This is a genomic window from Collinsella aerofaciens (assembly GCF_039752955.1).
GTDB classification, from domain to species: Bacteria; Actinomycetota; Coriobacteriia; order Coriobacteriales; family Coriobacteriaceae; genus Collinsella; species Collinsella aerofaciens_BI.
Map to the genome: position 1 here is coordinate 1 of NZ_JBDMHB010000011.1, position 12,188 is coordinate 12,188.

Sequence of the window (12,188 nt, forward strand, 5' to 3'; positions counted from 1 at the left end):
AAATTGGCATGAAAAGAGGACGGCATAGACCTTCTGGTCATGCCGTCCTCTTTGAATGACAAGTTGTCGCTCTGGTGGGCGCGCAGCGTCAACTAGTTACGCGGTTTGGTAAAACCGCGTAACCCAACTAGAAGCGGTTACCGCGGAAGCCGCCACCGTTGCGGCCGCCACGGTCGCCACCGCGACCGCCGCGGTCGTTACCACGGTTGCCGCCGAAGCCGCCACGGTTGCCGCCGCGGTCGCCATAGCCACCACGGTTGCCACCAAAGCCGCCGCGACCGCCACGGTCGCCGCCACGGTCACCAAAGCCGCCACGGCCGCCACGGTCGCCACCGCGACCGCCGCGGTCGCCGCCACGGCCACCGCGATCGCCAAAGCCGCCGCGACCGCCACGGTCGCCGCCACGGCCACCGCGATCGTCACGGCCGCCGCGAGGACCGCGGTCCTCGTCCAGGCCCATGGCGACGAGCGGAGCGATAACCTTATCGAGAGCAGCCATCAGCTCGGTGGCCTCCTCGTAAGAAAGCTCGGGCAGGAGCTTCTCCTTCTTGTTGGCAAGCTCGACCAGGCCCTCAGCGGCATCCTCGGCAGCGAAGACGACGATCTTGCGCATATCGCCCTCGGCGTCGTCGATGCGGCCGACCAGATCGGCAGCCTCGGCCTCGGCCATCAGGCCATCGAGCTCACGGAGGCGCATGCCCAGCAGGTCGGACATTTCCTTCTGCTCCATCTTGGGCTTGAGGTCAAGAAGCTTGATGGCGCGCTCGATGTTCGCCATGCGCTCGGCCTTGGCCTCCTCCTCCTTGGAAATAGCAAAGCGACGGCTACGCAGCAGGCGGGCGGCCTTCTGCATCTTATCCATCAGCTCTTCGTCATCGTAATCAGCGGCGGCCTCGACAACCTCGGCCTCCTCCTCGGCGGAAACCTCGTCAGCAGCCTCAACCTCAGCAGCTTCGGTCTCCACGGTCTCGACTGCCTCGACCTCGGCAGCCATGGTCTCGTTCTCGGTCTCGTTCATGATCTCTTCGTTCTCGGACATGAGACTCCTTCTTGGCCCTCTCGGGCATCATCGCCCCATTCGCGGGGCCCGTCGCGCACTCTTTGCGCTTTAAACATTCATGCCTCTCGGCAAAACGTCCATTAGTTTATGGTGTCGCCATTCAATCTAGCTGCAGAATCTATGTGCACACATTAATGCGACATGTGCGACTCGCGACGAGCGTACACCAGCGACGTCGCGAACCCAACCACGGCAATTACAGCCGCCACACGCACGGCAGCTGCAAATCCAATCGCCTGGGCAACGTCCGTCGCAGCGCCAGCGACACCGGCAGTCGCCGCAGAACTCGAGAGCAGGCCGATAAACAGCGACGGGCCAAACGATGCGGCAATCATGTTCCACGTGTTGAGCAATGCCGTTCCGTGAGGATGCTCAGCGGCGGGCAGCGTCTCCAAGCCGGCCGTTTGCGAGGGGCTCAGCACCAAACCGACTCCGGCATACACCACAACGGTCAGCGCCACGACGACGCCGATGTTCATGCTTGCCGCCGTCATCGAGATGGCAGTCTGTCCCACGGCAATCAGGGCAAAGCCGACCGGCAGCAGCGGCCATGCGCCACGGGCGTCCATCACACGTCCGCCCACAATCGAGGTCACGGCGTTGCAGGCAATCGCCGGCAAAATGAGCAGGCCCGCAATAAGTGCGGTCATGCCGTATGCGCCCTCAAAATAGAGCGGCAACAAAACGCTCATCGAGAACGTCGTCATCATCGACACCACCACAAGCAGGCACGCAGGCCAAAAGCAAACGCTCGCCATGGGACGCACGTTAAGCACCGGATGCTCGAGCTTGAGCTGACGGGCCGCAAACAGGCCGAGCAGCACAACGGCGGCGAAAAGCGCCACGACACCGGCAATCAGATTGGCCGAGAACTCGCCTACGGAATACACAAATGCCGTAATGCCGACCGCGAGCAAAACAACCGACAGAATATCAAGCGTGGTGTTCGAGCGCTCTCCGACATTCTGAACAAGCTTAACGCCCGCCGCAGCGACCACAATGCCGCCCACCAGCGGCACTACGAACACCGCCCTCCAGCCAAATAACGTGCACATAAGACCGCTAATCACGGGTCCAAACGCCGGTCCTAGCGTAATGCAGGCGCCGCCCAGGCTCAGATACAAACCGAGCTTCTCGCGCGGGGCGCAAGACAGCACCACGTTCATCATGAGCGGGAACAAGATGCCCGATCCCGCAGCCTGCAAAATACGACTTGGCAGCAAAACGCTAAACGACGGAGCGACCAGGCACAGGACTTCGCCGGCGACCATGCATCCGCATGCGAAAAACAGCAGCTTGCGCGTCGAGAAACGGCCGGACAGGAAGGCCATGATGGCCGTAAAAATCGACGTCACGATCATGTAGCCCGAGACGAGCCACTGTGCCGTGGTGGCACTCACCGAAAAGGCTGCCATAATGTCGTGCAACGCCACGTTAATGATGTTCTCGTTAAACGCGGCAACAAAGGCTGCAATATACATTACGACGAGAATCGCCGCAGAGGCCGATGGCGTTACTTGAACTTGTTGCTGAGATTTGCTCCCCATGCATTTCCTTCCTCTTGGAACGACAGTCGCATCGCCCCAGAGGAACGGTCCAGGGCGAAAAATGAGCCCTAGACTTACGCCAGACGCCGTACACGACGAATCTGGCAACATGGTCCAACATCGAAAGATTGTAACGCGGACGCACAGCTTTCCTTCCGCGCTATTATTAAAAGTCCACGAAAGCATAAGACATGAGGAGCCCGCCATGATTAAGCCCATCATGAAATCCGAGTTCTTTTTGCGTCTGCCTTCCGAAGACGCGGGACCCGACGATGCCGCAACCGGGCAGGATCTCCTGGATACACTCCACGAGCATGAGCGCGAGTGCGTGGGCCTCGCCGCCAACATGATCGGCGTGCGCAAACGCATCATCTGCGTAAAGGACGGCAACAGGACACTCCTGATGTACAACCCTCAAATTCTTGAGCAGGTCAATGCCTATCAGACGAGCGAAGGATGCCTCTCGCTGACCGGCGAGCGTCCCTGTACCCGCTATCGCCGCATTAAGGTTGAGTATTTGGACGAGAACTTCGTTCACCGCATCAAAAACTTCTCGGGCTACACCGCCGAGATCATCCAGCACGAAATCGACCACTGCAATGGCGTCGTGGTTTAGGCCACCTGCCAAAATGAGGGTACCGGAGGCCTCCCTATGGATATCAGCCGCTTTGGCGAATTCGCCATCTTAGCGCAGTCACGCACGTTTCTTGATGCGGCGGAACTGCTTTTCATGTCGCAATCAACCCTCTCCAAGCACATCATGGCAATGGAGCACGAACTCGGCTGCAAGCTCATCGATCGAAGCCAGCGCCACGTAACACTCACCGCGCAAGGTGAAGCGCTCCTCCCCTATGCGCAAAAAATTGCGACGCTTCAGCACCGCTATCTTGCCGCCATTCAAATAGGCGCAGGTGAGCCGCTCGAGCACCTCACCGTAGGTTCTATCCCCATTATGGCCCCTTATGGGATCACGGACGCCGTCATCGATTTTCAGCAGGCGAACCCCTCATATTCTGTTGAGCTCATCGAGGGCGAGGGCGACACACTCAAGCGTATGCTCCTGCACGAGGACATTGACCTGGCCTTCATCCGTGACAGTGGCGCCATCGAGCCGGAGTTCAAAAAGATTCCCTTTACGACTGACCGGCTCGTGGCCGTCCTTCCGCTCGACCATCCGCTCGCCGAACGTGACACCGTCGAGATAGACGACCTTATCGACGAGAATTTCCTCATGCTTCCCCAAGGCTCGTTCGTAAGCGAGCTCGTCCTTTCCCTTTGTCGCGAAGCTGGATTTGGCCCACGCGTTACGTTCACCGGCAAACGAGCCGAGAACATCATCTCTCTTGTCGCACGCGGCGCCGGCGTCTCATTCCTCATGCGCAAGCCGGCGGAATCGCTTGCCAGCGGAAAGGTAGCCCTGGTGCCGCTTGAGCCCGCGACGACCTCCGAGGTCAGGCTCTACCTCAAGCGGAATGCCGCGCACTCGCAGGCGGTCGTCTCGTTCATCGGCTTCCTCCCCTACCGTCAGCTCCTGCAGGGCGACCGTGCGTCTTCCACCGCGGCACGACCGTCATAATCCCCGCTGCTCCACAACCGCAGACTTGTGTCCGCAAACACGCTGACAACGGCACAAAACACAAATATGCCTCGGGCGGCACGTCGCCGTCCGAGGCATATTTAGTTAAAGTGCGCAGACAGACTAGTCCACCGAGATGTTGAGCGCCTTACCGCCCTCGTCCTTCCTGGTACCGATCGCCATAGCGGCGACAAGAGCCAAAACGAAAGCGACCACACCGGAGATGACAAGGCCGATAAAGCCCGTGTCGATGCCGGCAGGGTTAATAAAGCTCGGGAAACCGAGCGGGCCGGAGGCACCGAAGGCATAGAGTTTGGCACCCATGAGGCCGGCAATGGCGCCGCCTACACCAGCGGAAATAAAGGTTGACCACATAAGACGCTTACGCGGCAGCAAGATGGCGTAAAGCGCAGGCTCGTTGACACCGAAAATCGAAGAGACAAGGGCGGGAATGTTGACGGCAGCATTTTCCTCGGAGTCCTTGGTTCGGATGACCATGCCAAGCACAGCACCGGCGATGGCACAACCGCCTGCATACACGAGCGGGTTAATGAGGTCATAGCCGTAGGTTGCGACATCGAGAAACCACAGCGGGATGATACCCCAGTGCAGGCCGAACATGACGAGCAGGCTCCAGAACGTGCCGATGACAAAGCCGGCGATGGCGGGCTGGAAGTTGATGAGCATCAAGATGATCTGGGCAACGATGTTGGAGAGGACCGTCATGACCGGACCGACCACAAGCAGGCCAAGGATGCCGCAAATGAGGAGCGTCAGGATGTTGGAGAAGAACGAGCTCACAAGCGCGGGCAGCGCGTTAGAAAGGGCCTTGTGCACCTTGGAGGCAATCCAGACGATAAAGATCGCAGGCAGAATCGTCGATGAGTAATTCTGCATGATCAGCGGGATGCCAAAAATATCACCGTAGACATTGGACTCGAAGACCGTGCCGGCGCCGAGCGTGTAGAGCGGATCTCCGCCCATAAGGGCAACGAGCGTCGGGTAGACAAGGATACCACCGAGCGCCATTCCCATAACGGGCTTAAGTCCGAACTTCTTGGCCGACGTCCAGCCAATGATTAGCGGAAAGTAATAGAAGACCGAATCTCCGATTGCCGAGAGCGTCACATACGTATTGCTGTCCTTGGCAAGCCAACCGGCAACCGTGCAGAGCGCGAGCATCGACTTGATAAAGCCACCGGCCATAAGCACGCCAAGAACCGGTTGCAGAATCTCGGAGATGATGGCCAGCAGACGCGAGAATGGATCGCCCTTTTTGACGTCGTCGCCTTCATCGATATCGAGTGCGGGTTTGGAGTCGAACCCGCCAATCTGAACAAGGTCGTTGTAGACGGCCTCGACAGTGGCACCAATCACGACCTGATACTGTCCGCCGGCCTGGATGACGTCAACGACGCCCTTCGTCGCCTTAAGCTCATTGGTCTGGGCGAGCGATTCATCCTTGAGGTGGAAGCGGAGACGCGTAATGCAGTGGCTCACGTCTAACACATTGTCTCGACCACCGACCTTTGTGATGATTTCATCGCAAAGCTTCTGGTATTTCATGGAATTCTCCTTTTTCTGAGCGGGGTATAGCATCGATTTCATGCCTCCGTAGTCGACGTGGGAGGGCAAGGAACCCGCTTCCCCCTTTGAAATCCGCGGACGCACGTACGCCCGGGATGGGAAACGGCAGAGAAGATGGAAGATGCCGATCACATGGCAGCGAGCCTCATTGGCCCATGTCACGCAATCAGGTCTACAGACGCGAATCTGCCGCGCCGAGAAGTCTCGTCGTCTGGCAGAACTTGTCACACAGACGTTCCGGTTCGCCCTGGGGAATCTGAGTACGCTCGGTCTCAAAGGAGAGGCCGTACTCGCGTGCCGGAAGGAAATACTCGAAATAGCCGTTGGTGTAACCGCAAACTATTCCCTCGACCGGGCATTCGCGCTTCATGCGAATGCCCAAGTCGCTGCCGAGCTCACTCGGGAACACAAAGAGATGCAGGCCGCCCAAACTGATGACGACACACTTAAGCGTGAGCGAAAAGTCGTCATGGGCAACGGTGTGATAGAACGTCTGAGGCTCGATGCGGTCGAGAACGACCTCGCGATCGAGCTTGATCTGGGAAATCGCCTCGGCAAGACCGGTCGAAACGCGCTCGACCTCGGGAATGCCGCGTCCCTGGCGAAAATTGCGGTCGCTACAGTCGCCAGCAGCACCGACGACCATGGCCGGATAGTAACCAAGACTCTGAGCGAGCTTTTTGCCGGTAAGACCGGCGAGTTCGCTCGTGAGCTCCGTGCAGTCGGGTCCGACGCAAGCGGAATGCACCGCCCAGTTCACAAAGCCCGCAAATGGCTTGCCTTCGGTATCGAAGAACGATACGACAATGACCTCATTGTCGGCGAGTTCACCTGGGATGATGCGGTTGTCGTAGAAACCGGTGATGACCTGCTTGCCCAAGCGACAAATCGCGGGCTGTGCGTTGGCGCGGCACTCCTCAAAGCATTGGCAAATGGTATCGAGGAACCAGCGGTAGTAGTTCTCGTCGAATTTTCCCGTCCACCAGCTGCGGTGGTAAGCGACGATTGAAGTATGGTCGTGCGTCGCGGAGAGCAGAACGCAGTCACGGTCGATTCCGTAGCGCTCGGCGAGCATCGTCTTAACCTCCTCGGCCATGCCCTCCTCAAACTCGAGAACATCGGCGTTGAAGAGAAAAACTTCGCGGTCGTCCTGTTGGAAAAGAATCGCGTTGGCGAAGACGTCGTCATGGACGCCTGTCGCAGGCTCCAGACGGTTGGAGAGGTTACGATATCCGATTAGATAGATGTCGCCTTGCGGGGTAATCTTGCGGCGTGCATGTCCGATATTCATGCAAGTTCTCCTTTTTGTCATGCCGCGTTTAAAGCGGCAAGGATGGTTTGAAGGAGGCGCTCATGGGAACCGGCGGCGAAGCCGGAGTTCATGGCCTCATAGGTGATTTTCTCGTACGCATCGGGGGCCGGCAGATACTTTTGCCCTCCGTTGACAAGCGTGGCAAAGAGAACGGGGCAGAATCGGGCGGCGCGCACGGCGGCGCCAAACGAGCTCGAAACCTCGGGCTGGATACCAACGAACTCGACATTTCCCAGCCGAAGTAAATAGACCCTCGTACGCTGTTCGCCTGCCGCATGAAACTCATAAGTTCGATGCGGGGCCAATGAGCAGAAGTCGGCGCGCGTCTGGGCGGGCAAAAGGACGTCGACCGTGCGAGCATCGACGCCGATGGCATCGTCCTCACGCGCCGCACGGACGGCCTCAATCAACGCATCGCTCATAGCGCGACCCTGTCGATGCAGCATGCGATATCCACTCTCGTGAGCATCTAACGTTTGCTTCGCCCCGGTCGAATCGAACGCAACGGTTACGGCGCGCTCCGCCGGACTCTGATCCCCCGCGGCACCGGGTAGCAGCAACACGACTCCGCCCAATTCGCGCTCGAGAGCCATGGCGGCAAAGCCAAAGAGGTCCCCGCTCACCAAGCGCTTCCCCTGAGAATCGTGCGATCCGTCGAGCACGGAAGACTGGACATCAGCCGTCGCAAGCATGGCAACGAGCCCGCCCTCGGCATCCCTCGCGACAAGTACGGGCATCGCGTGGTCGGCAAACCCCTTGGGGTCTACTCCCAGCCACCAGCCGGCCGGTGTCTCAATGTCGCGGTTAACGTTCACAGGACAGTAGCCCTCCGCCGAGGCGAGCGTGACAGAGCGAATGCCCGCAACCGCCTGCCCAACGGCCGCGCGTGTCGCGGCGATGAGCGCGGCACGATAGCGCTCATTTCGATCGCGGGCATCGGTGTCGGCCAGATGCCCAGGGGTGCGCACGTGAGGCGCAGAAAACGTGTGGGTCGGGACCACCCAAGAAAAGGCGCCGTCGCAATTGGAGACATCCTTGACAACCTCACGCAGATCGACGAGTAGGGCCGGAGCGATCGAGGTAACCTCAAGTGAAAGGATGCAAGCGCGCCGCCCCATCCCTTCGACCACGAAGGCACGGGCAAAGATTTCATGACGGAGTGCGTCGAAACCGTCGAACGGCAATACGTCCTCTAAGTTAATGGCCACCCGGGCGGCTCCGGCCTTCATCTCTCCCTTATCCATGGCGAACGCCCTCCTTTATCTGTCGCTCACTCGATGCCGTACAAGCGCTGTGCCGTGCCGCCAAGCATAAGGTCCTTGTCCGTATCACTTAAATCTGTGGCGCGGACGCAGGCGACACCCTCTGTTAGCCACTCGCGTTTAACGGGATAACTCGTACCAAAGACAATATGGTCTGCACCAAGGACTTCAACCGCACAGGCAAGAAGCGTTTCGCCCCAGGGCTGAGCATGGGACATGTCGAAATAGATGTTGTTCTCGAGGCGCCTGAAAACGGTCTCGGTATCGACCTGAAAACGGCCAGAAGCATCAGGGCGCTTGGGACCATGAGGCAGCAGCATCTCCTTGAACGCAAAGTATGCGCCGCCGAGCATGGAGTGGACCATCTTGATATTGGGGTAGCGCTCAAAGAAATCGCCAAAGATCTCTCGGCCGATCGCCGTAGTTTGGTCGACGCAGCGGCCATAAGAGCGGCGAAGGTTGTCGTACGCGAGAAGCGATTCGTTCTCGACCGGCACGGGAACATGGTGCACGTAAACGGTGACATGGCGTTCGTTCAGGTGCTCGAAAAAGCTCGAGAAGACCTGGTCGTCGAGATAGCGCTTGCCGTAGTGAGCGCAGAGCTGCACACCCGCAAAACCATCGTCGAGCCTGCGATCGAGCTCCTCCAAATTCGCTTTGGTGCCAAAGGGCGGCACAGCGACAAGCGGAATCAGACGGCCATTTGACGCCTTCGCGTCAGCAGCCATACCGTCGTTGAAACGCCGGCACATCTCGAGCGACATCCACTCGTGACAACCGGGGAGCTTGAGGATCGCCTTGTCGACCCCCGCCTCATCCATATCGGCCAAGCGCTTCTCGAGGGTGTAGTCGCCCTCAATGTAGTTAAGACCCGGAGAACCGGCGGGCATCTCGATCACGATCTGTCGTTTGCCGGCGGAATTCATGGTCAGATAGCCTTCGGTGTCATAGGCGCGGGGCACCTCGGCCAAAAACTGTTCGCAGAGCGTCTCGTCATGAAAGATGTGCTCGTCGAACCAGTAGGAATTTGCATCGATAATCATTGGTTGGAACCGCCTTTCATCTTGTTGAAAACATTCTAGAAAAGCAGGTACCCGGACATCAATTCCAGCTTAAGCCCACTGTATTCCATTTTGGAATAGAACTTACCGCTCACATGCGAACCTCGCCCGCTCAACGAGACAAGCGCTAACAGCACGGGCTTAGACAGAAAACGGTCGGCCCGCATCCGTTGCGGGCCGACCGTTTCATTACAGTCTACCTTTGCCGTTACGCCTGGCGGTAGTGATCGAAGAAATCGGCGAGGTCTTCGAGGGACTCTTTGAGTACTTCCATGCGCGGCAGGTACACGATGCGGAAGTGATCGGGCTCTGCCCAGTTAAAGCCGCCGCCGCGCGTGATCAGAATCTTCTTCTCGTGCAGCAGGTCGAGGGCAAACTGCTCGTCATCGGTGATGTTGAACTTTTTAACATCCATCTTGGGGAAGATGTAGAACGCCGCACGCGGCTTAACCACCGAAATGCCATCGATCTTGTTGAGCGCCTCATACACAAAGTTGCGCTGCTCGTAGACACGGCCGCCGGGACGGATGTAGTCGTTAACGGACTGATGGCCGCCGAGCGCCGTCTGGACGATCGACTGAGCCGGCACGTTGGAGCACAGGCGCATGTTGGAGAGCATGTTGATGCCCATGATGAAGTCGCTCATGCAGCGCTGGTTGCCCGAAAGCACCATCCAGCCAATGCGATAGCCCGCGATCATGTGCGACTTGGACAGACCGCTAAAGGTGACACAGGGCAGATCGGGGGCGAGCGAGGCAATCGAGACGTGCTCGTAGCCGTCCATGCACAGGCGGTCGTAGATCTCATCGGCAAAGATCATCAGCTGATGCCTGCGTGCAATCTCGACGATGCCCTCGAGCACCTCGCGCGGATAGACAGAACCCGTGGGGTTGTTGGGGTTGATGATGACGAGGGCTTTGGTCGCGCTCGTAATCTTGGACTCCATATCCTCCAGGTCGGGATACCAATCCGCCTGCTCATCACACAGATAATGTACGGGATGACCGCCGGCAAGGGTTGCGCACGCCGTCCAGAGCGGATAGTCGGGGCTGGGGATCAGAATCTCGTCGCCATTGTCGAGCAGCGCGTTCATCGAAAGCTGAATGAGCTCGGACACACCGTTGCCCGTGTAGATATGCTCCATCTGAACGTTGGGCAGGCCCTTGATCTGCGAATACTGCATGATCGCCTTGCGCGCGGAGAACAGGCCACGCGAGTTGGAATAGCCTTCGCAGTCGGGCAGCTGCTGGCGCATGTCCTTGATGACCTCATCGGGCGTGCGGAAACCGAAGGGCGCCGGGTTGCCGATATTGAGCTTGAGGATGCGCTCGCCCTCGTCCTCCATACGGGCGGCCTCGTCGACGACGGGACCGCGCACGTCATACAGGACGTTGTCGAGTTTGGTGGATTTAGAAAAAGTACGCATGGTGGTGCTCCTTGCAATTTGAGCTGAGGGATGGGGTTCGGGCTTGGAATCGTTGCGGGGTGATGATGCCTCGCCTTGATCGGCGTCGCCGGCAAGCAGCCAGGTAACATCGACCTCCAAAATCCGGGCGAGCAGCTCAGCCACATCGCGCCGCGGGATCGTCTTGCCGCTCACATATTGGCTCATCTGACTCTTGCCGAGTTTTTTGCCGAGCATCTCCGATGCGCGGATTACGTCCGACTGGCGAACGTCGCGATTGGACATAGTCTGTCGCAGGCGATCGCAAAACGTCTCTTGGGCCACAGGAACCTCCTTGCTGGCAAAGTTCAATTTATAGAACACGAATTGAACCAAGGTTCAATTTAGCAAGCAGTATAGCGCCGTACTTCATTCGAAAGTTCAATTTCATAAGAAAACGTACGGAACTCCGAGTTTTGCCCAAAGCGGACAATGACGTGCACACGTTTAGAGGTATTCAAGGAATCGAGCGGCGGCAAGCGAAACGTCAGCCGTGCGATATATCGCATTGATCTGCCGATGGGGATGTCCCTCGAGTGGTCGCACGGCAACATCGAACTGACAGCGGCGCAAGATGAGCGCGGGAAGAATGCTCGCGCCCAAGCCGTCCTCGACCATAGCCATAATCGCATAGTCATCCCAAGTCGACAGCTTAGAGCGCACCGCCAGGCCCGCGCGGCGAAACAGCGGCGTAATCTCGTCATCGGTGCCGCGTTCTAGCAGAATAAACTGCTCGTTAGCCAAATCGGAAAGAGAGACGGCCTCCGCCGTGGCAAGCAAAGAGCCTGCCGGCACTACCGCCATCAACTCGTCGCGCACCAAAGGCCGCGATGCCATGCCGTTTTCTCGGGGCTCATGCGGGATAAAGCCCAGATCGCAGCGGCCCTCTGCCACCCATTGTTCAATCTCTGAGTAATCGCCCATCAGCAACTCGTAATCGACGTCCGGGTGATCGGCGCGAAAGCGCGCAATCACTGGCGGCAGCACGTGGGTCGCCACACTCGAAAACGTACCGATGCAGATTTTGCCGCGCATGAGCCCGCGCATCTCATCCACCCGTCGCTGCAAGCGAGTGAATTCCTCACAGAGCGCCTCGACAGCCGGCATGACCTGCCGCCCGTCGGCAGAAAGCACTACGCCCTCGCGACTGCGGTCGAGCACCTTAAAGCCCCAATCGGCCTCAAGATCGGCCACCATACGGCTCACGCCCGACTGCGAATAGCTCAGTCGCTCGGCAGCACGCGTAAAGCTTCCGGCGCGCACCGTCTCCAGCAGCACCTGCATCTTTTGAATATTCGTTTCCACGAGGCGCCTCCACCTATGCATGAGTTTTTGTCAT

General features: G+C 58.5%; 10 protein-coding genes. 2 read left to right on the top strand and 8 right to left on the bottom strand.

Features of this window, described 5'->3' with window-relative positions:
* Positions 1-127 precede the first annotated feature (127 nt).
* Both ABHR75_RS04100 and ABHR75_RS04105 read right to left on the bottom strand, forming a co-directional pair.
* Positions 128-1,039, bottom strand: a complete 912-nt coding sequence (locus ABHR75_RS04100) for a hypothetical protein (RefSeq protein ID WP_117734540.1) — start codon at positions 1,037-1,039, stop codon at positions 128-130.
* A 152-nt stretch (positions 1,040-1,191) separates the two neighbouring features.
* A complete protein-coding gene (locus ABHR75_RS04105) occupies positions 1,192-2,607 on the bottom strand; it encodes an MFS transporter (protein ID WP_346963709.1) in 1,416 nt (471 codons plus the stop codon).
* Positions 2,608-2,812: 205 nt separating this feature from the next.
* Here ABHR75_RS04105 and ABHR75_RS04110 point away from each other — a divergent pair, with 205 nt between their 5' ends.
* Both ABHR75_RS04110 and ABHR75_RS04115 read left to right on the top strand, forming a co-directional pair.
* Positions 2,813-3,223, top strand: a complete 411-nt coding sequence (locus tag ABHR75_RS04110) for a peptide deformylase (RefSeq protein ID WP_346963710.1) — start codon at positions 2,813-2,815, stop codon at positions 3,221-3,223.
* Between the two features lie 36 nt (positions 3,224-3,259).
* A complete protein-coding gene (locus ABHR75_RS04115; RefSeq protein ID WP_138341146.1) occupies positions 3,260-4,183 on the top strand; it encodes a LysR family transcriptional regulator in 924 nt (307 codons plus the stop codon).
* A 123-nt stretch (positions 4,184-4,306) separates the two neighbouring features.
* Here the strand turns inward: ABHR75_RS04115 and ABHR75_RS04120 are convergent, their stop codons facing one another.
* The 6 genes from ABHR75_RS04120 to ABHR75_RS04145 form a co-directional block, all read right to left on the bottom strand.
* Positions 4,307-5,749: a PTS transporter subunit EIIC gene (locus ABHR75_RS04120; protein WP_161115319.1), complete on the bottom strand. Its 1,443-nt coding sequence runs from the start codon at positions 5,747-5,749 to the stop codon at positions 4,307-4,309.
* A gap of 193 nt (positions 5,750-5,942) precedes the next feature.
* Complete coding sequence (locus ABHR75_RS04125) at positions 5,943-7,061, bottom strand: neutral/alkaline non-lysosomal ceramidase N-terminal domain-containing protein (protein WP_346963711.1); 1,119 nt, start codon at positions 7,059-7,061, stop codon at positions 5,943-5,945.
* Between the two features lie 17 nt (positions 7,062-7,078).
* Positions 7,079-8,326, bottom strand: coding sequence for a hypothetical protein (locus tag ABHR75_RS04130; protein WP_346963712.1), 1,248 nt, complete (start codon positions 8,324-8,326; stop codon positions 7,079-7,081).
* Positions 8,327-8,352: 26 nt separating this feature from the next.
* On the bottom strand, positions 8,353-9,387 hold the full coding sequence (locus ABHR75_RS04135; protein ID WP_346963713.1) for an amidohydrolase family protein: 1,035 nt from the start codon (positions 9,385-9,387) through the stop codon (positions 8,353-8,355).
* Between the two features lie 226 nt (positions 9,388-9,613).
* Complete coding sequence (locus ABHR75_RS04140; RefSeq protein ID WP_152068440.1) at positions 9,614-11,095, bottom strand: aminotransferase class I/II-fold pyridoxal phosphate-dependent enzyme; 1,482 nt, start codon at positions 11,093-11,095, stop codon at positions 9,614-9,616.
* A gap of 201 nt (positions 11,096-11,296) precedes the next feature.
* The gene (locus ABHR75_RS04145) at positions 11,297-12,154 is read right to left on the bottom strand and encodes a LysR family transcriptional regulator (RefSeq protein ID WP_346963714.1); all 858 of its coding nucleotides are present in this window, start codon (positions 12,152-12,154) and stop codon (positions 11,297-11,299) included.
* Between the last annotated feature and the right edge of the window lie 34 nt (positions 12,155-12,188).